The sequence below is a fragment of the Peptostreptococcus russellii genome, from assembly GCF_900110295.1.
GTDB classification, from domain to species: Bacteria; Bacillota; Clostridia; order Peptostreptococcales; family Peptostreptococcaceae; genus Peptostreptococcus; species Peptostreptococcus russellii_A.
Genome location: NZ_FODF01000008.1, coordinates 19,751 through 44,988 on the forward strand (window position 1 = coordinate 19,751; position 25,238 = coordinate 44,988).

Here is a 25,238-nt window from a genome sequence, read left to right on the forward strand (position 1 = left end):
TGTTTTTATTTTTAAATAAAATTGATAAATAAAACTAGTAGGAGAAAGAATTTAATATTTACTTTGAGATGTATTAAATTAAAAATATATCATGAAAATAATGAACTTCTATTGACTTGTTAAAAAATAATATATATAATAGTTACTGTAAGTAGCTACTATTTTAATGGAGGTAATATGGAAAAAATTTATGGAATACTAAAAAAATATGGATTTTCAGAATCTGAAATAAAAGTATATACAACACTTCTTAGTTATGGACCTCTTAATGGATATGAAGCATCAAAAAAATCATCTGTTGCAAGGTCAAAAGTTTATGGTATCCTTGCAAATCTTGAAAATAAGGGACTTGTTTTAAGTGCTTCAGGAGAAAAATCTACGACTTATAAGGCTGAGAGACCAGAAAAAATAATTGTTCTTTTAAAAGAGGGCGTACACAATGATTGTGATCTATTAGAAGATTTATTTAAAAAATATAAAGAGCCTGTAGATGATGAAGCTATATGGAATATTACAGAGAGTGGAACGGTTATGTATAAATTAAAGGAGCTAATAAAGTCTGCCCAAAAGGATATATACCTTCAAATATGGCAGGAAGAATTAAATGACGAAATAGAGAAGCTTCTTTTAAAAAGAGAAAGTGAAGGCATAAATGTTAAGATGGTTCTTTATGATTCTGATAAAAAATATACATCAAAATTAAAGTATGTTTATAAGCATGGTTTTGAAGAAGAAAAAATAAATGAACTTTCAAGAAGATGGATAAACATTGTGGTTGACAATGATACAATGCTTTATGGCTCAAAGAAAAATAATATTGATGTAAGTGGTATCTACACTAAGAATAAGAGTATGGTATTTTTTGCAAATGAATATATTAGACATGATATATATTGCCTAAAAATGATTGAAATAGTTGAAGAAATAGATATGGGAAATGAAAAAATAAAAAATATTAGAGATATTTAATATATTAAAATAAGGAGGAAGTTTATGGTAGTTTCGTTAACAAAAGAGGAAATGCAAGATGTAGTTTCAATTGAAGACATAATATTGGCTAATGAAGAGGCTCTAAAAATATATTCAGAAGGTGGAGCAGTTATACCGCTAAGATTAAACGTAAATGTAGAGGCTAATAATGGTCAAAGCTTGTATATGCCAGGATATGCAAAAAACAGTGAAATAGAAGCACTTGGTGCAAAGATAGTAACTGTATATCCAGACAATCCTAAAAAATACAATGTTCCAGCAGTTCCTGCTACAATGATTCTTCAAAATCCTAAAACAGGAGAAGTAAGTTGTATTATGGACGGTACTTATTTAACTCAACTTAGAACAGGTGCCTTGTCTGGACTAGCAAGTAAATACTTGGCTAGAAAAGATTCAAGTGTTCTTTTACAGGTTGGTGTAGGTGGACAGGCTGAAACACAAGTAGATGCTGTTTTAAGCGTTAGAGATATAAAGAAAGTCTATGTATCTTGTAGATCTTTAGAAAAAGCCCTTGAATTTTCTAAGTTTATGGAAGAAAAGTATAAGAATAAGGTAGAATTTATAGCAGTAGATGATGCAAATAAACATGTGGCTGAAGCAGATATAATTACTCTTGTTACAACTTCAAATGAAGCAGTAATAGATGGTGAATTAGTTAAAGAAGGGACTCATATAAATAGCGTTGGCTCATATACACCGATTATGCAGGAAACACCAGTTGAAGTTCTTAAAAAGTCATCAAAAATATATTTTGATACATATGAAGGTGTTATTGAGGAGTCTGGGGATGTTATTATACCTATTAAAAATGGTGAGTTTTCAAAGGAAAATATAACAGGAGAAATAGGAGAACTTCTTTTAGGAAAGAAAAAAGCAAGAGAAAATGATTCAGAGATAACTTGGTTTAAAACAACTGGATCAGCAGTTCTAGATATAGTTGCAGGAGAAGTAATTTATAGAAAATATAAAGAAAAAAATAACAAGTAATAATAAATAAAAAAGTCGGACAGCATTATTGCTTTCCGACTTTTTGCTTATAAACTTATACTAAAGTTTTAAATTGGTATCCTAATTCCTTATAGTGCTTTATTATTTTATCTAAAGCCTTTACAGTTTCTTCCTTGCCATATGTGTCATGCATTAATAGTACAATCAGATTTTTACCTTCTCCAGATTTTACAGCTTCTTGATAAAGTTGTTCTGCATTCTTCTTTGGACCCTCTGCATCTCCGTTAAGGGCATTCCAATCCATAGAAGCCATATCATGCTTTATAAGGTATTCATTAAGTGGTTCTGTTTTTTTCCATGAAATCTGACCACCTGGACATCTTATAACTCTTGTTGAGAAGTTTTCCATTCCTAAAGATTTTTTAATTAATTCTTCATTCTTATTAAAATCAGAAGTAAAGTTGTTGATATTTAAAACTCTGCCTGGGTATAGGTAGGCATAATCATGTGAATACGAATGATTTCCTATAGCCATACCATCATTATAAAGTTGTTTCAAAATGGCAGGCGCTCCATCTATTTTCAATGATTTACCAATTACAAAGAATGTTCCTTTGACATTGTTTTCATTCAATACCTTAATAACATTTGGAGTATTTGTTAAAGAAGGACCGTCATCAAATGTAAGGAAAATTTCTTTCTTCCCACCATTGTCATAGTCATAAGTGTTAAGTGCATTCCATACTTTTTGGGAGTCCACACCATACATTTCTTTGTATTTTTGTTTTTGACCAACTACAGGCTGATTTTTTTCCTTTTCTTCAACGTCCTTTGCCAATTGTTCTTTTTGGGCTTTCTGATTCTGTAAAGCCTGCTGTTCTTCCTTATATGCAAGACCAATTTTTACGCCCCCTGCAACACAGGCGATGATTATAACAAAAAGCAATATTTTCTTAAAAGAAAAACCTGAAGCTTTCTTTCTTGAATTATTTCTCTTTGATCTCTTTTTACTTTTCATAATAACCTCCTCTCAAATTATATTCTACTATAAAACTACTAATAATAAAACATCAAAATTGTAAACAATATATTATAAAACGAGTCATTTGGTTAAAATTTTGATACAATATATTTAATAAGTTACAAAATGAACACATAAAGAAAATAAAAGTAATAGATAGTATATTTAAAAGCTATATACCCTTAAATACCCAAAGAAGTAATTTTTAAATAAAATAACTTCTATAAAATCAATTTAATTTGTATAAAAATATAATAAAGGGGTATTCTTATATAATATAAGACTATTGCGAACGGTTAAAAGGAGGTAAAGATGAAAAGATTTAAGTGTAAGGAATGTGGTTATATACATATAGGTGATGAAGCACCAACTACATGTCCTGTTTGTGGATTCGATGCTGAAGTATTTTATGAAATGGAGGACTCTTCTAGCTCAGAAAATAGTGGATATATTGAAATGTTGGATGATGCAGGAAATAATACTGTTAAACTTTTAAGACAGAAGTTTGATTATCTTACTGAGTTGGCAGCTGTTTCACTATCTATGTCAAAACAAGCAAAGGAAGAATCAAAAGAAGAATCTGAGATTTTTTCAGAAGTAGCAAGAAATTTATTAGATGAATCTTCTGTAGCTGCTATGATGCTTGGTGAATTCTTGGAATTTAATACTGAGTCTAACAAGGAAAACCTTGAGAGAAAAATTGAAAAAGCAATCGAGAAAAATACGGAAATGATAAAATCTTTTGAAGAAGATGGAATAGATGAACATATAGCCACTTTAGAAAAGGAAAACAATAGATATATAGAGATTTTAGAAAAATTGAAATAGATATAGTATTTTAGAATAATAAATAGTATTAGGTTCAAAAGACCTGCTACGCAGGTCTTTTGAAAAATTAAAATATATTTTTTAAAATATACTTTTAATCAGAATAGACTAGCTTTCCTGAGCAAATAGTATATTTAACTTTTCCGTAAAGTTCTTTGCCAACAAAAGGTGAGTTGGAAGACTTTGATTTAAAGTTTTTAACCTGGAATTTCTCATCGGGATTAAATATACAAATGTCTGCAATATTTCCTTCTGAAATATCACCTCTATTGAGTTTGTAATATTTTGAAGGATTTATTGTTAATTTTTCCAACGCCTCCATAATAGTAAGATGATCTTTCTTTACCAGTTCACTTATTGTAAGAGCTAGTGCTGTTTCAAGTCCTATTATTCCACTAGGCGCTTTTTTAAACTCAACATTTTTTTCATAATCAGCATGTGGAGCATGATCAGTTGCTATTATTTCAATTGTATTTTCCTTTAATCCATGTATGATTCTTTGTCTGTCGCTTTCTGTTCTTAAAGGTGGATTCATTTTAGCAAGAGTTCCATGTTCCAAAATAGCATCTTCAGTAAGTGTAAAGTGATGTGGAGTTACTTCTGCAATAATATTACCCCCCATTAATTTAATTTGTTTAATTATTTCAACAGAATTCTTAGAACTGATATGTTGAATATCTATAGTAGCTCCAGTTTCCAAAGCAAGCATACAGTCTCTAGCAACCATTACGTCTTCAGATACTCTAGGTGCACCTGCAAGCCCCATTGCTTCTGATACCTTGCCATCGTTAATACCGTGGCAAGAAATTAGCTTGTTATCCTCTTCGTGAAGAGCGATAATTGCACCTAATTTTTTAGCTTCAAGCATTGCATCTCTAAGTAGGGAAGTGTTCATTACAGGGACACCATCATTAGTAAAGCCTGCAGCCCCATTTTCAAATAGTGTTTTCATATCTACTAACTCTTCTTTGAAATCATATGTAAGAGCAGCTTCCTGAAAGACATTGATACAAGCTGATTTTGCTTTTTCTTGTACATATTTCAAAGAGTCGACTGAATCTATTTTAGGATTTGTATTCGCCATCAATATTACTGAAGTATATCCACCTGCAGCTGCAGCTTTAGCTCCAGATAAAATATCTTCTTTATGAGTAAAACCTGGATCTCTAAAATGTACATGAATATCTATTAGACCAGGAGAAACTATATACCCTGAAGCATCTATTTCCTCAATATTTTTATCATTTATCATATTTTTTTCTATTTTCTTTATTTTTCCGTCTATAATCAATAGATCAGAAATTACATCCATTGAATTGGCTGGATTTATAATTCGTCCATTTCTTATTAAAAGTGAATTTTTCATTTTCCAGTAGAGTACTTTAGTACTCTAATCTCCTTTCTTTTTATTATAGTGTTTTTGTATCAAAGTATTTGAATTTCTATAAAAAAAAGATTAATTCATATGAATTAATCTTTTAAGTTTTTACTTATATATAATTTTTATAGGATCAACTTTTGATGCTTTGTATGCAGGAACTAGTCCAAAAATAATACCTGTTAGTATTATTGTGACTACTGCATAAACAAAGCTGTTGAAACTAGGTATAGGTTTAAATGGCATTATTCCTCTTGAATAGATTGTAACAGCATATCCAACTATTACACCTAAAATACCACCAATAGAAGTAATGAACACAGATTCTATAAGGAATTGGAATAGTATAGTTTTTGGTTTAGCACCTAAAGCTCTTCTTATACCTATTTCCTTATTTCTTTCCATTACTGAAACATACATTATATTCATTATTCCGACTCCACCTACAATCATAGCAACTACAGTTATGACTTTTACAAATTTATCGATTCCCTTTGTAAAAGCTTCAGTAGACTTCTGAATTGTGCTTTGATCTTGCATCTTATATTCACCATTTATTCCTGGATGCAACTCATTAAGAGTTTCCTTTACAGAATCAGCAACTTTATTCATGTTGTGACCTTCTTTAACAGTTACTACCATAGTATTTATAGCACCACTTTTCACATTAGCACCTGTTAAAATATCATATGCCTCTTGAGGTATAACAGAAAAAGGTTCTTCTACATCGAAAGGTCCAGATTTCTTGAATTTTTTATCGACCTTATCATAGGTTACATTTGAGTCAGAAATTCCAACAACTTCAAAAGTTAAGTTAGAAACTGTTACACCCTTTCCGATGGGATCTTGTTTGTCTTCATCTGATTCAAATAAGTCTTTAGCAGCATCACTGGTAAGCACGATAACTCTTTGTCCTGCATCACTTTCATTTAGGGCACGTCCCTTTATAATCTTATAATGTGCACCTTCAGGTGTTTTTATAGCTGTATTAGTAGACTTATCGAAAAAAGAAACTCCAGATGAATAAGAGTTTTCTGTTGAACCAGGCATAAGCTCCGGAAATTTCTTAGAAGCCTCAACCTTTTCAACTCCCTCAATAGAGCTGATTTCCTGAACATCAGATCTCAGAAAAGGAGCTAAAAGAACCTGATTAGCACCTAATTGCTTGTCACTAGGTTCAAAATAAAATATCTCAGTTCTTGGTGCTATAGTTTGGAACGTACTCTTAAATAGAGCAGACATACCATTACCAACAGCACTTACGAATACAACAGAAGTAATACCAATTATTATCCATATAAATGCTATCACAAGTCTTAATTTGTGACCCTTTAAATTTGCAAGGGAATTTTTTATTAATGCAACCATAAATTAAACCCCCTTTACAAAACAGCCGTCTTTTAGAGAAACAACCCTTGTAGCATACTTTGTCATATCATGGTCATGAGTAACCATGATAATAGTAGTACCATTTTTATTCAACTCAGTAAGTAAGGCCATAATATTTTCGCCAGTTTCACTGTCGAGAGCACCTGTAGGCTCATCTGCAAATATAATCTCTGGATTGTTTACTAAGGCACGAGCTATTGCTATTCTTTGCTGCTGACCACCAGATAGATGGTTAGGGTAGCTATTAGCCTTTTCTTTCAAGCCGACCTCTTCTAAACGCTTATTAACTAATTCCATTCTTTTATTCTTATCTTTCATACCAGAGTAGATAAGAGGTATTTCTATATTTTCAGCAACTGTAAGTGTGTCTATAAGATTAAACTGCTGAAAAACAAAACCAGCATAATGAGCTCTATACTCAGATCTCTTATTTTCACTTAAGTTACTAATATCTTTGCCGTCAAAGTAATACTTTCCGCTATCAAGCTTGTCGAGAAAACCTAAAATGTTAAGCATGGTAGTTTTACCACTTCCAGACTTACCCATTATCATAAGAAATTCTCCATACTCAACTTTTAAATTTAAATCTTTTAGCACATGAATTTTTTCTTTCCCTACTTTATAATATTTATTCACATTATCTAAAATAATCTGCATATTGTTTACCCTCTTATGTGTGTCCATTAATTATCGGACTTTTCTTTAGAAGAGTCTTTGGATTTGTCCTTATCTCCTTGCTGGGGGATAGGGTCTCCATCTTTCATTTTTTTAGTAGGGTTTTTAACGATAACATCATCTTGCTTTAAATCGCCTGTAACTATAGCGTATTGTCCACTTTCTGAAAGTATTTCAACATTAACTTTCTTTAAATAACCTTCTGTTTCCACAAATACATAGACTTCATTACCATCATTAATAATTGCTTCTGAAGGGACCTTATGTTTATCTGTATTTACTTCTATTACTGACTGTGCATGATATCCATCAACTATACCTTCTTGAGTATCAAGAGAGAATACTATGTTGTAGAAAGAAATTGATTCAGAAGAATTTGCATCTCCGCCAGCAGCACTTGCTTGTGGAGCAGAAGAGGCAATAGGTCTATCTGATATATAACTTACTCTTCCTTTTACAGTGTCTCCAGTTGAAAGGATAGTTATATCAGCAGTCATATCATTTTTTATTTTTGATAAATCTTGTTCGCTTATTTGACCGTTCATTACATAATCAGTAGTTTGAACTGTCATGAGAATATTTGAATCCGATGTTTGATTCTGGTTATTATTTAAATATACCTTTCCATCAAACGGTGCTTTGACCTTTGTATAAGCCTTAGCATTAGCAGCAGAAAGACTGGTATTTAGTGTAGCAATCTGTCCGTTTATAGCAGTTATAGCTGGGTCATCTGATTTAAGTCCCTTTTTCTCAGATATTAAGTTTTTAAGCTGAGTTTTGATGCTTGCTATTTCTTCTATAGCAGCTTCATCTTTTACTATATATAGCACGTCATCTTTTTTAACACTTTGACCGTTACTAACTCTAATATCAGGAGTGACTCCATTTGCAGGACCCATTATATCCTTGCTTTGCTTTGGTACTATAAGACCATTAATAAATATTTTTTCGTTCTCTGGGATTGTGTAAGTGTGTATAGCATTTTGTTCTTCTTCATGCTGTTTATTGCTTATTACAATTCCGCTTGCCACAATTACAATAACTGCAACTATAGCGATACCCAAATAAATTTGTATTTTTTTGTCAGATTTAATTTTACTTAAACCATTATTAATCTTTTCCTTAAAAGACATGCCAACCTCCTATATGTTAATTTTTGACTTTACTCAAAAACATCTAAATTTCAATATAAACATAACTTAATTTTACATTAAAATAAGAATAATTGCAATAATATTTAATGAAATGGATAAAATAGTTAGAATAAATACCAAAAAATATTTTTTAGAAAGAAAAACTTTTTTAAAGCACAAAATATAATATTTTGTGCTTTAAATCGAGTTATTCATCTTTTGTTTCTATCTTATTTTCTTCATAACTTATCCAGTCTGAGAAGCTACCAGGGTAGATTTTATAAGGTCTATCTATTATATCAAGAGCTAGTGCATTGACCATAAGAGATATTCCTGATCCACAGTATACTATAATCTCCTTATCAGCTTCTATATCTGAAAAGTGATCCTTTAATGATTCAACAGATTTGAAAGAAGATTTAAAGTTTGAATCAGACATTTTTTCAGTATCTAAAACATCCATAAAAAAGTATGATTTAGCACTAGGGATATGTCCTGCCACATTATCGACAGGTTCTTCAAGGCCTAAATATCTATTTTTTGCTCTTGAATCTATCAAAACGGTATTTTCATCATAAAGCTTTGATTTTACATAATCCATATCTACAATAAAACTATTATCTATATTTATATCTAGTTTACTTTTTTCAAAATTAGCTGTGTTTATTTTATTTTCAACTTTGCCACCATGATTTTTATATGATAGCAAACCACCATCTAGGGCATAAACATTATAAAGCCCTAAATTATTAAGCTGAAAAACAAGTCTAGCAGCTCCCTGCATATCTCCATCATCATAAGCTATTACAATTGTATCATTTGTAATAGCAAAACTTTCTAAAATTTCCTTTAAATCCTTGTGGTTTTTAAAAGGATGTCTCCCGCCATGCTTCATTTTAGGATCTGCAAGTTGATTTTCTAAGTCAATCAAATAGGCTCCCTTAATGTGCCCCTTTTTATATGAATCAGGACCATAATTTTTGTCCATCAAATCGAATCTACAATCCAAAATAATATAATCTTTGCCAGAATTAACAATATCGAAAAGTTCATTTACATTAATTAGTCTCTTCATGTTTAATCACTCCTTGTATAAATATCATATAATATAAAATTCAAGCTCCTAAATACACATATAATAGAGTAAATCATAGTACTTTTAAAATACAAATATTACGGTATAAATATTACGGTATATAAAGGAAGATTTTTTATATTATATTATAATAAGTATATCACAAGATATTATAATAAGTATACCACAAGGCTAAATTCATGTATATGTACATTTGGAAGAGCGTAGTATATTATTATAATGTAGGTTTTTAAAAAAGTATTAAAACTAACAAAAATAGAGAGGTTTTTATCTTCATTTTATATATAGTAAATAAAATTAGTTTGTAAATATTTAAGTGGTAAATGTTGTTAAGAAAACAGTTTTTGCAAGTGATAGCAAGTCTTTCATAAATGCGAGTAATAAACAAAAAGTTTTTTTAAACAAAACAAATAAAATAAAAATAAAAAAATAAGAAAAAGATAGTGTTTATTTTTTGACTATCTTTTTTGATAATAGTTTTTTAAAATAGAAACATGCTTTAATATAGAATAATTAAATAAAGTAAAATAAAAAATAAAGATATTTTACTTTTTTTAAAAAAAGGAACTTTAAAAAAATCTTTCGCAAAACTTAGAGAAAATTAGAATTTTTTTAAAAATAATTTAATAAATATCTATAAATTACTTTCGATTTGGTGTATAATAATACCAATCATATTATTTTAGTAGTGTTTAAAAAATCAAATGATTAATATTTCTATTCATTGATATAATGATATCAAAATTACGGCCATTCTGAAGTAGTGTGATTATATTATTTTATTGTAATAAGGTACAAGGGGGATATAGTGATGAGCTATAAGATAGTTGAAAAGAAGCAACTTAATGAAGTTGTTTACTTAATGGACATTGAAGCTCCTAGAGTTGCTAAGTCAGCAAATCCAGGTCAGTTCATTATTGTTATTATCGACGAAAAGGGCGAAAGAATTCCATTAACAATTGCAGATTACGACTTGGAAAGAGGTACAGTTAGTATTGTATTCCAGGTTGTAGGTGATTCAAGCAAGAAGTTAAGCAAGCTTGAAGTAGGAGAAAGTGTAGCAGATTTTGTTGGACCGCTAGGACAACCAAGTGATTTTATTCACGAAGATGTTGAAGAACTAAAGAAAAAGAAAATAATCTTTATCGCTGGTGGTGTAGGAGCTGCTCCAGTTTATCCACAGGTTAAGTGGATGCATGAACACGGTGTAGATGTAGATGTTATAATAGGTGCTAGAAGTAAGGATATCGTTATCTTTGAAGATAAGATGAGAACTGTAGCTAAAAATGTTTATATGTGTACTGATGATGGAACTTACGGATTCCATGGAAATGTAACTATGTTATTAGATGACTTAGTACAGAATCAAGGGAAGGAATATGATGAAGCAATCGTTATCGGTCCTATGATAATGATGAAGTTCGCTTGTATGGCAACTAAGAAGCTTAATATACCTACAACAGTAAGTTTAAACACTATAATGGTTGACGGTACAGGAATGTGCGGTGCTTGTCGTGTTAGAATAGGTGATGAAATCAAGTTTGCTTGCGTAGACGGTCCAGAATTTGATGGATGGAAAGTAGACTTTGATGAAGCTATGAGCAGACAGAGAATGTTTAAAACTGAAGAAGGAAGAAAAGCATTAAGAAAGCAGGATGGAAAGACACATTCTAGTCCTGATTGTAAGATAGGAGGTGCTCACTAATGGCATCAAAGACAAAAGTACCAGTAAGAGAACAAGATCCAAAGGTAAGAGCAACAAATTTTGAAGAAGTTTGTTATGGATATAATGAAGAGGAAGCTATGCAGGAAGCACAAAGATGTCTTAACTGCAAGAATCCAAGATGTGTACAAGGATGTCCTGTAAGTATAAATATACCTGATTTTATCAATGAAGTAAAAAATGGTAATTTTGAAGAAGCTGCTAAAATAATAGCAAAGAGTAGTTCACTGCCAGCTGTTTGCGGTCGTGTGTGCCCACAGGAATCTCAGTGTGAAGGTAAGTGTGTTCTTGGAATAAAGGGTGAACCAGTATCAATTGGTAAGCTTGAAAGATTTGTAGCTGACTGGTCAAGAAAACATAAAATAGATTTAAGTGGAAATATAGAAAAGAACGGAATAAAAGTTGCAATAATAGGTTCTGGACCATCAGGACTAGCTTGTGCAGGAGACCTTGCCAAGCTAGGATATGATGTTACTATCTTCGAAGCTTTCCATAAGGCAGGTGGAGTTTTAACATACGGAATACCAGAATTCAGACTACCTAAATCAGAAGTAGTTGATTATGAAGTAAACTCAATCAAGGATTTAGGAGTAAAGATAGAAACAAATGTAGTTGTAGGTAGAACTATTACTATAGAAGAAATGTTTGAAGATGAAGGCTTTAAGGCAGTGTTTATAGGTTCTGGTGCAGGTTTACCATCATTTATGGGGATACCAGGAGAAAATGCTAATGGAGTTTTATCTGCAAATGAATTCTTAACAAGAGTAAACCTTATGAAAGCATATAGAGATGACTACGATACTCCTATTAGAGTAGGAAATAAGGTAGCAGTAGTAGGTGGAGGAAACGTTGCAATGGATGCAGCAAGAACTGCTCTACGTCTTGGTGCTGAATCTCATATAGTATATAGAAGAAGTGAAGAAGAACTTCCAGCTAGAGTTGAAGAAGTTCATCACGCTAAAGAAGAAGGAATCCAGTTTGACCTTTTAACAAATCCTAAAGAAATACACGTTGACGAAAATGGAAATGTTTGCGGAATGACTTGTGTGAGAATGGAATTAGGTGAACCTGATGCTTCTGGAAGAAGAAGACCAGTTGAAATAGAAGGTTCTGACTTTGATCTAGATGTTGACATGGTAATAATGTCATTGGGTACAAAGCCAAACCCACTAATAGCATCTACTACAGATGGTCTTGATATCAATAAGAGAAGATGCATCGTTGCTGATGAAGATGGATTAACTTCATTAGAAGGTGTATATGCTGGTGGAGATACAGTTACAGGTGCAGCAACAGTTATATCAGCTATGGGAGCAGGTAGAACAGCAGCTGCTGCTATGGATAAGTATTTAAGAGAAAAATATTTATAAAACTATAACAATAATATAAGTATATAGTATATTTTTAAGGGGGCGTTTTGCCCCCTTAATAAAAATTCTTTTAATATCGCAATTGGGCAATTATTAGGTATTTGTTTAATTACGATATTAAAAGACTAAGGAAAAAATAGCATTTTTTAATTGTTTGCTTGATTTAAAGTCATATGATATAATAAAAAGGTAAATAATGGATTTATATTTTACTTTTAGAATATACACCTTTATAGGAGGTTAATATGAATAGGAAAATTTTTTCGGTTATAGTTTTAGTATGCGCTATAACACTTTCAGGCTGTGGCTTTACTGAATCAAGTGAGCTTATGACAGGGGCTAGAAAGTTCATTGAAAATGGCGAGTATGATAAGGCTATGACAAATTTATCAAAGGTTTTAGATGAGGATGAATCGAATTCAGAGGCGAGGGGAATGTACTACCAGGCCATGAAGTTAAAAAAGGCAAAAAAGTGTAATGATAGAAAAGACTATGAGCAGGAAATCAAGGAATTGCAAGATCTTTTAAATGATAATTCAGGTTCTGCCAAGGTTAGAAGTCAGGCTGAAGAAATGCTTGCAAAAGCTCAAGAGTCTTTAAAGAATCAAAACAGAGCTACTATAACAAGAAAAGAAAATGCTAAAAAGTCAGCAGAAGAAAATAAAAATAATTATAGAAGTGGGACAACATATAATTCTGGCATATATAGTCAAAGAAAATATGACTATGGATATAAGCAATATGATACTAAAGAAAGTAATGATAAATCCGATGTAGGCGGAACACAGAGTAATTCTGGAAATAATTACAATAACAATGGTAACAACAATCAGAATTATACTGGAAGTGGATCTGCTCAAGGGCAAAATAATACAGCTACTGGCAATCAGTCTAATACTGGAAGCAATCAGGGACAAACAACACCAAATACTGGTGGGACTCATCAAAGTCAGTCGCAAGGTCAAGGACAAACACAGGGAGCTGGTAATTAATCAAATAGCTCTTTAAAAATTGAATTGTATTTTAGAAAGCTATTTCGACAAGAAATAGCTTTTTGTTAGGAGAAAAAATGAGAATAAATAAATTTATAGCAAGATCAGGTGTTGCATCAAGAAGAAAAGCAGAAGAATATATAGAAGAAGGTAGAATTAAAGTCAATGGTTCGGTTATGAAAGAATTGTCATATCAAGTAGATATTGAAAATGATTTGGTTGAATTTGATGGTCAAAGAATAAGTGTAGAAGATGAAAAGAAAGTCTACATACTTTTAAACAAACCCGCTGGATATATTACAACAGCTAAAGAACAATTCGACAGACCGAGCGTTATGGATCTAATCTCTGGCGTCAAAGAACGTGTGTATCCAGTAGGTAGACTTGACTATGAAACAAGTGGACTACTTTTAATGACAAATGATGGGGATCTTACATATAAGTTGACTCATCCAAGTCATGAATTTAAAAAGACATATATAGCTTCAGTAAGAGGCATACCTAATGAAAGTGAAATAAAACGCTTTGAAAGTGGCTTGGCAATAGAGAATTATGTAACAGCAAATGCTGAATTAAAAGTTATGAAAATAAATAAAGAAAAAAACTATTCTGTATGTAAGGCTGTAATACATGAAGGTCATAATAGACAGGTAAGAAAGATGTTTGAAGCAATTGATCATCCAGTAATGAATCTTAAGAGAGTCGCTTTGGGTAAGATAAATGTTAAGGGAATAGAGGTTGGTAAGTACAGAAAACTCACAGAAAGTGAATTGAAGTATTTAAAAAATTGTTAGGGGAGTAAAATGGAAATATTTAATAATGTCAACAGTATTTTTAAAATGATTGTGTCGGAAAAACTTAAATATGGTGATAGAGCGGTAGATGCAACTGTAGGTAATGGAAATGATATAGAGTTTATTTTGAAAAAAGTTGGAAAAGAAGGTTTTGTATATGGATTTGATATTCAGAAAATAGCCATAGATAATACCCAAAAAAGACTTTCAAAAAATAAAGACTTAGACAATTTTAAATTAATACATGATGGTCATGAAAATATAGATAGATATGTTAATGAAAAAATTGATCTTGCAGTCTTTAATTTAGGATATCTTCCCAAGGCTGATCACAGTCTTATTACAAGAGCCAGTAGCACTATAGAATCTATAGAAAAACTAAAAAAAATACTCAAAGAAGAGGGAGTTATAGTAATTTCTGCATATCTAGGTCATGAAGGTGGAATGGATGAGTATTTAAAGATTTTAGAGTACACAAAAAACATTAATCAAAGGGAGTTTAACGTAATGAAAATTGAGTTTATTAATCAAGTTAATAATCCTCCTAAAATGATTTTAATTGAAAGAAGACATATTAAATAAATAGAGCTAGTTGAGAGCTAGTTATATGTAAAAAAGTATATTCAAGTTATAAAATTGTAAAAAAAATATCAATAAAAAATAAAATAAGGTATTTTAAATAAAAAAAGCTATTGATACAGTTAAAAGATTGAAATTATAGGCATCATGAGTTATAATGTAGTAGTAATATTAAGTAGTATACGTACGAGGAGACTTATTATGAATGAAGATGTAAATATAAATGAAAAAGATGGATTAATGGCCATAATGAACGAAAAGTATAAAACAATGAGCAAGGGCCAGAAATTACTTGCCAGATATACTATGGAAAACTACCCCAAGGTTGCGTTTATGACTGCATCAAAGCTTGGCGAAACTGTTGGAGTGAGTGAATCTACTGTTGTAAGATTCGCTAACGCACTTGGTTTTTCAGGATATCCCAAATTCCAAGACGCTCTTCAAGAATTGATAAAAACTAAATTAACAACTGTTGAAAGAGTTGAAATGGCAAATAGAGATTATTCATCAGATTCTAAAATTCTGGAAAATGTTTTAAAGACAGATATAGACAACATAAAAGAAACGATGGATAGTCTTGAACAGAAATCATATGAAGATGCAATAAACCTTATGATTTCTGCAAAAAAGGTATATGTAATGGGTCTTAGAAGTTCTATTTATGTAGCCAAGTATTTGGGTTACTATTTGAACTATATCCTTGATGACGTAGTAATTATAAGAATGGATATGGGTGAACCTATTGAACAGATGATGAAACTTGGACCGGGAGATGTTTTGATAGCAATTAGCTTCCCGAGATATTCAAGAAAAACTATTCAGGTTGCCAGATTCGCAAAAAATAGAGGTGCAAAGGTTATTGCTCTTACAGATAGCAATAATGCCCCAACTGCTAAAATATCAGATGTAGTTGTGACAGTTAGAAACAATATGGTTTCCTTTGTAGACTCTCTTGTACCTGCATTTAGCGTAGCAAATGCTTTGGTTATAGGAGTAGCAATGAGAGAGAAGGAAGATATAATGTCATACTTCAATCAATTAGAAGCTATTTGGGAAAAATTTGAGATATATGAATAGGAAAACAGTAACCTGGTATGATACTTCATATTAGGTTACTTTACTTTTTAGTGTTTGAAATAAAAATAATATAATATAAATAAATAGATTTTGGAGGAAATATGAATACATACTATTTAGTTAGACACGGTCAGACTGTTTGGAATACTCTAGGACAGACTCAGGGGCATGGAAACTCTCCTTTAACTGAGCTTGGAATACAGCAGGCAAAGGATCTTGCAGAAGCACTGAAGGAGTATCCAATAGATATTATATATTGTAGTGATCTTGGTAGAGCTGTTGAAACAGCGGAAATTATAGGCAAGGAATTGAATATTGAAATACACCCAACAGAATCTCTAAGAGAGATGGGATTTGGAGTATGGGAAGGTATGCCATTAAGAGAAATTGAGAAGATATATCCTGAATCATTTAAGATGTGGAGAAATGAACCTGAAAAGGTACAGATAGAAGGTGGAGAAACACTTGATATGATAAAGCAAAGACAGGATAAACTAATAGAAGAATTAAATGAAAAGTATAAAAATAAGCACATACTTTTGGTATCGCATTCTGTCACTGTAAGAGTAATGCTTTTGAGTTTTTTAGAATCTCACGTGAGAAATATATACAGAATTAAGCAGGATAATACAGCTCTAAATATAGTAGAGTATAGAAACTATGGCCCAGTAATTATGAAGATGAATGATACTAGACATCTTAAGAAAGATAAGACTAAAGGCGTTAATAAAAGTATGAGTGCACTTGAATAGGTGGAAAAAAATGAATGAAAAGTTTGATATATTGGTTATAGGAGGCGGCCCAGCAGGAATAATGGCCGCCTTAACAGCGAAAAGACTAAATAAAGATAAAAAAGTTTGTATAGTTGAAGCTAGTGATAGAATTGGCAAAAAGCTTAGAATTACAGGTGGTGGAAGATGTAATTTTACAAATAACAAAGACATCTCTTGTTTTTTTGAAAATACAGTGAGAAATGAAAAATTTCTATATTCGGCATTATATACTTTCTCTAATGAAGATATGAAAGCATTTGTAAAAGCATTAGGGTTAGAATATATTGTTGAAAATAATAATGATGACAAGATATATCTTAAAAGTGGAAATTCTATGGAACTTATTAAGGCTCTAGAAAAAGAATTAGAGAAAAATGATGTAAGAGTTTTTCTAAATAGCAAGGTTAAAAATATAGAATTTGAAGGAAATAGCAAAAAGATATATTTAGAAAACAGTTGTCTTGAAAGTGAAAAAATAATAATATCTACTGGTGGAAAGAGCTACCCACAAACTGGATCAGACGGTAGTCTTTTTAAGATATTAGAAAAAAACTCATATAAAATAGTTGAAACAGTATCAGCTTTATCACCTATTGAAATAAGAGAAAAATTCTTAAGAGAGATAGCTGGAATTTCATTAGAAAAAATAGATATTTATATCTATGAGAAATACTCTAAGAAAAAGAGAGCTAAAAAAATTATTAATGGAGATATAATTTTCACACACAAAGGAATAGGAGGACCAGCAGCTTTAAAATCATCTTCTTATATAAATAGAGACTTAGCTTCTTTTTATATAGAAGCAGATTTTATTCCCAATATGGATGCTGATGAAATTTACGAGCAGGCTAAGTTGTATCCTAAAAAAACTGTATTTAACAATTTGAAAGATATTTTGCCAAATAATTTTTTAAAACTTGTCCTTAAAAGAGCGGAGTCTTTATCTGAAAGCAAGTTTGATTTTTTTGAAGATCAAAGTGCAAATATGTCTAAAAAAGAAATTGAATATGTAGTTGAACTTCTGAAAAAATCTAAAATGACTCCAAAGGCATTATGTGAAATAGAAAAAGCTACGGTAACATCTGGTGGAGTAAGTGTTTCTGATATTGACTCTAGTACTATGGAATCAAAAATTCATAAAGGTGTTTACTTTGCAGGAGAACTAATAGACGTTGACGCACTGACTGGTGGTTACAATCTACAGATAGCCTTTTCAACGGGATATTTGGCGGCTTTAAATATCTGATATGTATAAAGACATGAGTTTTTAATTAAGGCTAATTATAGAAAATAAATATACAATGTATATAGCAGAGAATTTTTCAAAAAATGAACTTAAAAAAGAAATAAAGGAGTAAGAAATGATCAATCTTGTAATAGCTATAGATGGTCCTGCAGGAGCAGGTAAAAGTACCATTTCTAAAAAAATATCTAAGAAACTTGGAATTAATTATATCGATACAGGGGCTATGTACAGAGCGGTTACATATAAGTGCCTTGAAAAAGGAGTCGATGTTCTTAATGAAAAAAAAGTAATAGAAATATGTGAAGAATCAGATGTAGACTTCATAGATAATAGAATTTATCTTGATGGAAAGTGTATTGATAAAGAGATAAGAATGCAAAAAGTAAGTGCAAATGTTTCTAATGTTGCTAAAATAGCTAGAGTAAGAGAAATAATGGTTAAAAAGCAGAGAGAAATAGGTCAGAAAAGTGATGTTATTTTAGACGGAAGAGATGTAGGAACTTGTATTTTTCCAGATACAAAGTATAAATTTTATTTAAATGCTTCTCCTGAAGAAAGGGGAAGAAGAAGATATTTAGAACTTAAAGAAAAGGGAGAAAATGTAGTCTTAGAAGAAATAATAAAAGATATAGAAAGAAGAGATTATATAGATTCTACAAGAGAAGTAGCTCCATTGACAAAGGCAAAGGATGCTATTGAAGTAGATTCTACTAATATGACTATAGATGAGGTTGTAGACTATATAGTAAAAAAAGTAAAAGAAAGTTAAATTAAGGTGATTAAATGGGTTTTTATAATTTTATATGCGGTCTGTTAAGATTTTTATCTAAAATATTTTACAGAGTTGAAATTACAGGTCAAGAAAATATACCAAGTAGTGGGAATGTCATAATAGTTGCAAACCATAAAAGTTTTCTAGATCCTGTTTTTATGATGATTGCAGTAAGAAATAGAAGAATAATACCAGTTGCAAAGAAAGAATTATTTGATGTACCAATTTTAAAGCATATCCTGAAGAAATTGGAAGTTATACCTATTGACAGGGCAAATCCTGGTCTATCCACAATAAGAGAAATATTAAAGCAAATAAAAAGTGGAAGAATTTTGGGAATATTTCCAGAAGGAACAAGAAGTTCTATGGACAAATTTTTACCTGCAAAGCCAGGTGTAGGATTGTTCGCTGCAAAAACTAAGTCTCAAATAATACCTATGAGCATAGTAACAAAATATAGGGTATTTTCAAAAGTTAAAATTGTAATTGGAGAAGCTGTAGATATGACAAGTTACTATGAAAGAAAAATTGGCAAGGAAGACTATGCTGAAATGGCACAAACTATGATGGATGCAGTAGAGGTCAACTACGAAGAAAATAAAGATGGAATACTATAGCTCTAAAATATATTATTGTAAAAAAATAAAATAACAATTACTAACTAGGTTAAAATCTGTATATAATATAAAAATAAAGTTTTATAAGGTTCAAAAGTTAGTATTTGGGTAATAATAGAACTATAATTAAATTTTAAAATTGTAAAATTTAAAATTAAAATATGATACGAAAGGAAGATGTATGAAAGAAGTATTAATAGCAGAAAATGCCGGTTTTTGCTTCGGCGTAAAGAGAGCTATGAATATGGCTCAAAAGGAACTTGAAGAAAAAAAGGATATTTCTGTCTATGCATTAGGACCATTAATACATAATAAGCAAGCTGTAGAAAAATATGAAAACATGGGACTAATAACAATAGATAAAATAGATGATGTAAATCAAAACTTAGAGTCAGAAATGATTATAAGATCTCACGGTGTTCCAAAAATAACATATGATGAAGCTGAGTCAAAAAGTATAGATATAGTTGATACAACTTGTCCATTTGTAAAAAAGATTCATTATATAGTAAGCAAAGGTGAAGAAGAAAACAAAAGTATAATTCTTTTAGGTGATAGCAACCATCCTGAAGTTATTGGAATCAATGGATGGTGCAAGGATAAGGCAATAATATTTAAAGAATTAGAAGAAGTGAAAGACTATGACTTTGATAAAACAAAGGAATATTTAGTAGTTTCTCAAACAACTATGAATGAGAAAAACTTTGATAATATTATTGAGTATTTAGAAACACTAGGATTAAAACTTAGTGTCAAAAATACTATATGTTCAGCTACAAGAGTTAGACAGCAAGCTGCAAGAGAGCTTTCTCAAAAAGTAGATGTAATGGTAGTAATAGGTGGTAAGCATAGTTCTAATACTCAAAAGCTAGTCAAGATATGTAGCGAAATTGTGGATACAATATCTATAGAAACAAAAGAAGATATGAAAGATGTAGATTTTAGTGGCTATAATAAAATTGGTGTAACAGCAGGAGCTTCTACACCGGATTGGATAATAGAAGAAGCAATTGAGTTTTTAAAAACTTGCTAGTATAAGTACTCAAATTTCTGAGGAGGTGATTTGATTGAATCAAAACAATAATCTAAATAACAATGGAAACAATGGCAATAACAATGATCGTAAGCCAAACCCTAATTTTTTCTGGTTTTACGGTGTGCTTTTAATAGCGATTATATTGCTTAATGGAACTTTTATTCCCAATATGGAAAAGAAAAGAGCTACAGAGGTTGAATATAGCACTTTTATAGAAATGTTGGAAAAACGAGAAGTAGGAGATGTTACAATTGACGACAAGAAGATACTTTTCACAGGTAAGGGAAAAGAAGATAAGAAGAACTTCGTAACAGGTGTTATGAATGACCCAGACCTTGTAAAAGAACTTGAAAAATCAGGTGCGAATTATAAGCAAGAAATACCATCTGAAAACTCTCCTATAATGTACTTTATATTGACTTGGGTATTCCCATTCTTCCTATTCTATATGATAGGCAGATTCTTAATGAGGAATATGGGTAAGAAAATGGGTGGTCCAGGAGGCATGATGTCTTTTGGAAAGAGCAATGCCAAGCCATATGTTCAATCAACAGGAGTTAATTTTGATGATGTTGCAGGACAGGATGAAGCAAAGGAAGCTTTAAGTGAAATAGTGGACTATCTTCACAATCCAGAAAAATACAAGTCTATAGGTGCTAAGATGCCTAAGGGAGCTCTATTAGTAGGACCTCCAGGAACAGGTAAAACACTTCTTGCAAAGGCTGTTGCAGGAGAAGCCTCTGTACCATTTTTCTCAATTTCAGGATCAGAGTTCGTTGAGATGTTTGTAGGTATGGGTGCTTCAAGAGTAAGAGATTTATTCAAGCAAGCAAAGGAAAAGGCACCGAGTATAGTATTTATAGATGAAATTGATGCTATAGGTAAAAAGAGAGATTCAAACTTTGGTGGAAATGATGAAAGAGAACAGACTCTTAACCAGCTACTAAGTGAAATGGATGGTTTTGAAAATGAAATAGGAGTAGTAATACTTGCTGCTACAAATAGACCTGAATCTTTGGATAAGGCTCTTTTAAGACCAGGAAGATTTGACAGAAGAGTACCTGTTGAACTACCTGATGTAAAGGGTAGAGAATCAATACTGAGGGTTCATGCTAAAGATGTAAAGACTGCATCTAATATAGACTATAATCAAGTAGCAAGAGCTACATCAGGAGCATCTGGTGCAGAGCTTGCAAATATTGTAAATGAAGCAGCACTTAGAGCAGTTAGAATGAAGAGACATGTTGTTACTCAAGAGGATTTAGAAGAATCAGTTGAAACAGTAATAGCAGGTTATCAGAGAAAGGGCGCAGTAATTAGCGAAGAAGAAAAGAAGATAATTGCATACCATGAGGTAGGTCATGCCCTAGTTGCAGCAACAGGAAAGCATTCTGCTCCTGTACACAAGATTACAATAATACCTAGAACTTCAGGAGCTCTTGGATATACAATGCAGGTAGATGAAGTTGAAAAGGTACTGATGTCTAAAAACGAAGCTTTAGATAAGATTACTACTTATACAGGTGGTAGAGCTGCTGAAGAAGTAATATTTAATATAAAGACTTCAGGGGCATCAAATGACATTGAAATGGCTACAAAGATAGCAAGAGCAATGGTAACAAGATTTGGAATGGATGATGATTTTGGAATGGTAGCTCTTGAAACAGTAAATAATGCCTATCTTGGAGGAGATTCTTCACTTGCATGCTCTCCTGAGACATCTACAATAATAGATAAGGCAGTAGTCAAAATTATTGGAGAATGCCATGGTAAGGCTATAACTATATTAAATGAAAATATAGACAAGCTTCATGAAATAGCTAAATACTTATTAAAGAATGAAACAATTACTGGTGAGGAGTTTATGGATATATTAGATAATAAGTATGAAATAACACCTAGACCAATAACTGAAGTAAAAGAAGATGAAACAGCAGGTGGTAAAGAAGATGAAGTTGTTCGATAAGAAAACAAATGAAGAAAAAAAGAAGATAAATAATAATATAAAGATTTCTGAAAAAGAATTTGTAGGAAAAAACTTTGAATACTATGAGCCTCTTTTCAAGGACTTTGAAAAAAATGGAAAAAAAAGAACTTTTAACCTTCCATCTTTATTCATAGCACCTTATTGGTATATTTATAGAAAGATGACCTTTACTGGAGCTTTTATAATTGGTATCCAAGTTATTCTGGCAACTTTAGCATATTTTTTAAGGACACCTTTATGGATAGGAGTTTATATAGCGTCTTTTTTAATATACTTGAGAACAGCATTTTATGGAAATTACGATTATTATAAAAGAATACAGGATCTAAAGAAGGATTCAAATAACATTGATGATAAATTTAAGGATCGATTCCTTAAAGACAAATCAGGTGTAGATGTATATATGACTGTTTGTTGGATAGTAGGTTCAATAATTATATATGCATTTGCGCTGTTTATGTAAGGAGATATAAATGGCAAAATTATATTTTTACTATGGAGTGATGGGAAGCTCTAAGACTGCAAATGCCCTTATGGTGCATTATAACTATCATGAAAGGGGCAAGAAAGCATTATTGGTAAAGCCGGATGTGGATTTAAGAGATGGAAAACATATTTTGAAATCCAGAATAGGTCTTGAACACCAGTGTGAGTTGATGTCTAATTTCATTGCTTACAGTCAAGATGAAATAAAGAAGTATGACTGTATAATTGTAGATGAAATACAATTTGCTACAAAAGAGCAAGTTGACTTCCTATCTGATATAGTTGACAAGCTTTCGATACCGGTTATGTGTTATGGTCTAAGGGCTGATTTTAAGAATCAGCTGTTCGAAGGCTCTGAGAGGCTGATAACAATAGCAGATGAAATAAAAGAGGTTAAGACAGTTTGTTGGTGCGGTGCAAAAGCAACTTGCAATGCTAGGTATAATGAAAATGGTATTGTAAGAGAAGGAGAGCAAATAGAACTAGGTGCTGATGACAAGTATATAGCTTTATGTAGAAAGCATTACAAAGAAGGAAACTTTGGAGAGTAATAAAAAAGAAATGGCTATTTAGCCATTTCTTTTTTTATAGTATAACACATCTAAAATAAAATTTTTAGAAAATAAATAGATAACTTGGATTGGAATTAATTTAACAAAAAATAAATGTAACTACAATAATAAAGTGTAGTATTATTGGAAAAATAAATACTATATAAAAAGTATTGTTAAGCATGACTACTTGTGATAGAATAAATAGTTGGAAAGTTAATTAAATAGGAGGAATGGGTAATGAAGGAAATAATATACAATCCACAAGGTGTATGCTGTAAGGAACTTCAGATAACACTAACAGATGATAACAAAATTGAAAACTTAAAGTTTGTAGGAGGATGTCCTGGAAATACAGAAGGAATAAGTTCTCTAGCTAAGGGACAGGACGCTTCAGAGGTAGCTTCTAGATTAGAGCATATAACATGTGGTAATAAGACTACATCATGTCCTGCGCAGCTTTCAATAGCTTTAAAGAAGGCTTTATCAGAAGAATTAATATAGTCATATAAAAATGTATTCTTTTACTTAATTCAAAAGTAGGAGGATACATTTTTTATTTAAATCGATTAATAAAAACTAAATATAGATAATATTAAAAAAAGAAACATTGTATTTAAAATAAAAATATGTTATTATTAAAATAGTTAGGTGGAATAAATTAAGCCTATATTTATATTTTCATGTTAAAATTAAGATAAATAATTATCAAAAATAAAGATATAATATTTCATATTTATATAATAGATATGAAGTAAAGATATATTTTAAATTCTATAATATTTCAGAAGTGGAGGGAGAGTTATGAATGGTGCAAGCAGAGCCTATCCAACAATTTTAAAGAAAACAGAAAGTGGTTACAGCGTATTTGTTCCAGATTTAAACATTGAAAAAGAGGGGAGAGATATAGCGAGTGCGTTGTCTATAGTCAAAGAGTCTATTAAAAAAATGGTTTTAAAATGCAACAAAGAAGGAATAAAGATCCCCTACCCGCATTCTAAAAAGTTTGAACATAATAAAGATGATATATTGACCTTGGTTGAGATTAATTTTAAAGATTTAATGAGCTAAACTGCATTATTTATAATAGAAGATTGAAAAGTAACAATCGATTAGTATTTTAATATATTAGTATAATATTTTAGCTTTAATTGTTTAAAAAATAGCAAAACACTTGATGATTTATTTATCAAGTGTTTTTTATATAATTAAAATTAAAAAGCATAAAAAACAGTGGTTGATGCTAGAAAAGCTATATTATTATATAATATGTATATTTTTCTTGATAAAAATAATCATAATTCAAAAGATTCATTAGATATTATTGATTTATTTTATATTAACTATATATAATTAAAAAGATATATTAATTAGTATAAAAGTCTTTAAATAATGCTTTTTAAAAGGTATAATGTTAATTAAGAATTAATTTAAGGAGGAGCTATGAATTATTTTTATCTTCTTGTGTTGATAGCTATTTATTTCTGCTTTAGTCATGATAGCAAGAAAGTGAAGGAAGAGCTTAAAAACACAAGAAAAGAACTCGATGAGCTGGCTAGGAGTACTGGAAATCCAGAAAAAAGTCCATATTATATTGAGCCTGAAGTAAAAAAGAATCTAGTTGCATTGATCTCTAGTGGAGAAAAAGTTAGGGCAGTTAAAATATTAAAGAATATGAAAAAACTTGACCTTGTAGAAGCAAAAATGATAGCAGATTCCTTAGAAGAGAATCAATCAGGTGAAAATTTTTAGGAAATAAGTCTAATAATATAGTAAC

General features: G+C 30.9%; 26 protein-coding genes. 20 read left to right on the forward strand and 6 right to left on the reverse strand.

What is annotated here, in order from left to right:
- Positions 1–177 precede the first annotated feature (177 nt).
- Both BMY82_RS05890 and BMY82_RS05895 read left to right on the forward strand, forming a co-directional pair.
- Entirely contained in the window at positions 178–969 is a 792-nt protein-coding gene (locus BMY82_RS05890) for a TrmB family transcriptional regulator (RefSeq protein ID WP_091975633.1), read from the forward strand.
- Between the two features lie 24 nt (positions 970–993).
- Positions 994–1,977, forward strand: a complete 984-nt coding sequence (locus tag BMY82_RS05895) for an ornithine cyclodeaminase family protein (RefSeq protein WP_091975634.1) — start codon at positions 994–996, stop codon at positions 1,975–1,977.
- Positions 1,978–2,032: 55 nt separating this feature from the next.
- Here BMY82_RS05895 and BMY82_RS05900 read toward each other — a convergent pair whose 3' ends face one another.
- Positions 2,033–2,956 (reverse strand): polysaccharide deacetylase family protein, encoded by a 924-nt coding sequence (locus BMY82_RS05900; RefSeq protein ID WP_091975635.1) that lies wholly within the window; start codon positions 2,954–2,956, stop codon positions 2,033–2,035.
- 315 nt (positions 2,957–3,271) lie between these two features.
- Here BMY82_RS05900 and BMY82_RS05905 point away from each other — a divergent pair, with 315 nt between their 5' ends.
- Complete coding sequence (locus tag BMY82_RS05905; protein WP_091975636.1) at positions 3,272–3,787, forward strand: rubredoxin-like domain-containing protein; 516 nt, start codon at positions 3,272–3,274, stop codon at positions 3,785–3,787.
- Positions 3,788–3,881: 94 nt separating this feature from the next.
- Here the strand turns inward: BMY82_RS05905 and BMY82_RS05910 are convergent, their stop codons facing one another.
- From BMY82_RS05910 to BMY82_RS05930, 5 genes are all read right to left on the reverse strand, one after another.
- Positions 3,882–5,153, reverse strand: coding sequence for a dihydroorotase (locus BMY82_RS05910; RefSeq protein ID WP_091975637.1), 1,272 nt, complete (start codon positions 5,151–5,153; stop codon positions 3,882–3,884).
- A 120-nt stretch (positions 5,154–5,273) separates the two neighbouring features.
- A complete protein-coding gene (locus BMY82_RS05915) occupies positions 5,274–6,533 on the reverse strand; it encodes an ABC transporter permease (RefSeq protein WP_091975638.1) in 1,260 nt (419 codons plus the stop codon).
- Positions 6,534–6,536: 3 nt separating this feature from the next.
- Entirely contained in the window at positions 6,537–7,211 is a 675-nt protein-coding gene (locus BMY82_RS05920) for an ABC transporter ATP-binding protein (RefSeq protein ID WP_091975639.1), read from the reverse strand.
- 26 nt (positions 7,212–7,237) lie between these two features.
- On the reverse strand, positions 7,238–8,362 hold the full coding sequence (locus BMY82_RS05925) for an efflux RND transporter periplasmic adaptor subunit (protein ID WP_091975640.1): 1,125 nt from the start codon (positions 8,360–8,362) through the stop codon (positions 7,238–7,240).
- Between the two features lie 208 nt (positions 8,363–8,570).
- The gene (locus BMY82_RS05930; RefSeq protein ID WP_091975641.1) at positions 8,571–9,437 is read right to left on the reverse strand and encodes a sulfurtransferase; all 867 of its coding nucleotides are present in this window, start codon (positions 9,435–9,437) and stop codon (positions 8,571–8,573) included.
- Positions 9,438–10,269: 832 nt separating this feature from the next.
- Between BMY82_RS05930 and BMY82_RS05935 the strand changes: the two genes are divergently transcribed.
- From BMY82_RS05935 to BMY82_RS06015, 17 genes are all read left to right on the forward strand, one after another.
- The gene (locus BMY82_RS05935) at positions 10,270–11,163 is read left to right on the forward strand and encodes a sulfide/dihydroorotate dehydrogenase-like FAD/NAD-binding protein (protein WP_091975642.1); all 894 of its coding nucleotides are present in this window, start codon (positions 10,270–10,272) and stop codon (positions 11,161–11,163) included.
- On the forward strand, positions 11,163–12,551 hold the full coding sequence (gltA, locus tag BMY82_RS05940; RefSeq protein ID WP_091975643.1) for an NADPH-dependent glutamate synthase: 1,389 nt from the start codon (positions 11,163–11,165) through the stop codon (positions 12,549–12,551). The genes BMY82_RS05935 and gltA overlap by 1 nt, the downstream gene beginning before the upstream one ends.
- A 245-nt stretch (positions 12,552–12,796) precedes the next feature.
- On the forward strand, positions 12,797–13,543 hold the full coding sequence (locus BMY82_RS05945) for a tetratricopeptide repeat protein (RefSeq protein ID WP_091975644.1): 747 nt from the start codon (positions 12,797–12,799) through the stop codon (positions 13,541–13,543).
- A 77-nt stretch (positions 13,544–13,620) separates the two neighbouring features.
- A complete protein-coding gene (locus BMY82_RS05950; RefSeq protein ID WP_091975645.1) occupies positions 13,621–14,337 on the forward strand; it encodes a pseudouridine synthase in 717 nt (238 codons plus the stop codon).
- A 9-nt stretch (positions 14,338–14,346) separates the two neighbouring features.
- Positions 14,347–14,919, forward strand: coding sequence for a tRNA 5-(aminomethyl)-2-thiouridylate-methyltransferase MnmM (locus BMY82_RS05955; RefSeq protein WP_091975646.1), 573 nt, complete (start codon positions 14,347–14,349; stop codon positions 14,917–14,919).
- Between the two features lie 198 nt (positions 14,920–15,117).
- Positions 15,118–15,993, forward strand: coding sequence for a MurR/RpiR family transcriptional regulator (locus BMY82_RS05960; protein WP_091975647.1), 876 nt, complete (start codon positions 15,118–15,120; stop codon positions 15,991–15,993).
- A 101-nt stretch (positions 15,994–16,094) separates the two neighbouring features.
- Positions 16,095–16,745: a histidine phosphatase family protein gene (locus BMY82_RS05965; RefSeq protein ID WP_091975648.1), complete on the forward strand. Its 651-nt coding sequence runs from the start codon at positions 16,095–16,097 to the stop codon at positions 16,743–16,745.
- A 10-nt stretch (positions 16,746–16,755) separates the two neighbouring features.
- The gene (locus tag BMY82_RS05970; protein ID WP_091975649.1) at positions 16,756–18,012 is read left to right on the forward strand and encodes a BaiN/RdsA family NAD(P)/FAD-dependent oxidoreductase; all 1,257 of its coding nucleotides are present in this window, start codon (positions 16,756–16,758) and stop codon (positions 18,010–18,012) included.
- 115 nt (positions 18,013–18,127) lie between these two features.
- A complete protein-coding gene (gene cmk, locus BMY82_RS05975) occupies positions 18,128–18,781 on the forward strand; it encodes a (d)CMP kinase (RefSeq protein ID WP_091975650.1) in 654 nt (217 codons plus the stop codon).
- A gap of 14 nt (positions 18,782–18,795) precedes the next feature.
- A complete protein-coding gene (locus tag BMY82_RS05980; protein ID WP_091975651.1) occupies positions 18,796–19,401 on the forward strand; it encodes a lysophospholipid acyltransferase family protein in 606 nt (201 codons plus the stop codon).
- 181 nt (positions 19,402–19,582) lie between these two features.
- Positions 19,583–20,434 carry a 4-hydroxy-3-methylbut-2-enyl diphosphate reductase gene (ispH, locus tag BMY82_RS05985; protein ID WP_091975652.1) on the forward strand — a complete coding sequence of 284 codons (852 nt, stop codon included), beginning with the start codon at positions 19,583–19,585 and terminating at the stop codon, positions 20,432–20,434.
- A 34-nt stretch (positions 20,435–20,468) separates the two neighbouring features.
- Positions 20,469–22,403 (forward strand): ATP-dependent zinc metalloprotease FtsH, encoded by a 1,935-nt coding sequence (gene ftsH, locus BMY82_RS05990; protein WP_091975653.1) that lies wholly within the window; start codon positions 20,469–20,471, stop codon positions 22,401–22,403.
- A complete protein-coding gene (locus tag BMY82_RS05995; protein WP_091975654.1) occupies positions 22,387–22,887 on the forward strand; it encodes a DUF2628 domain-containing protein in 501 nt (166 codons plus the stop codon). Before ftsH ends, BMY82_RS05995 begins: the two co-directional genes overlap by 17 nt.
- A gap of 10 nt (positions 22,888–22,897) precedes the next feature.
- On the forward strand, positions 22,898–23,461 hold the full coding sequence (locus tag BMY82_RS06000) for a thymidine kinase (RefSeq protein WP_091975655.1): 564 nt from the start codon (positions 22,898–22,900) through the stop codon (positions 23,459–23,461).
- A gap of 240 nt (positions 23,462–23,701) precedes the next feature.
- Positions 23,702–23,965 (forward strand): TIGR03905 family TSCPD domain-containing protein, encoded by a 264-nt coding sequence (locus tag BMY82_RS06005; RefSeq protein ID WP_317316698.1) that lies wholly within the window; start codon positions 23,702–23,704, stop codon positions 23,963–23,965.
- A gap of 300 nt (positions 23,966–24,265) precedes the next feature.
- Positions 24,266–24,532 (forward strand): type II toxin-antitoxin system HicB family antitoxin, encoded by a 267-nt coding sequence (locus tag BMY82_RS06010; RefSeq protein ID WP_091975656.1) that lies wholly within the window; start codon positions 24,266–24,268, stop codon positions 24,530–24,532.
- Between the two features lie 372 nt (positions 24,533–24,904).
- Positions 24,905–25,213: a hypothetical protein gene (locus BMY82_RS06015; protein ID WP_091975657.1), complete on the forward strand. Its 309-nt coding sequence runs from the start codon at positions 24,905–24,907 to the stop codon at positions 25,211–25,213.
- The last annotated feature ends 25 nt before the right edge of the window (positions 25,214–25,238 follow it).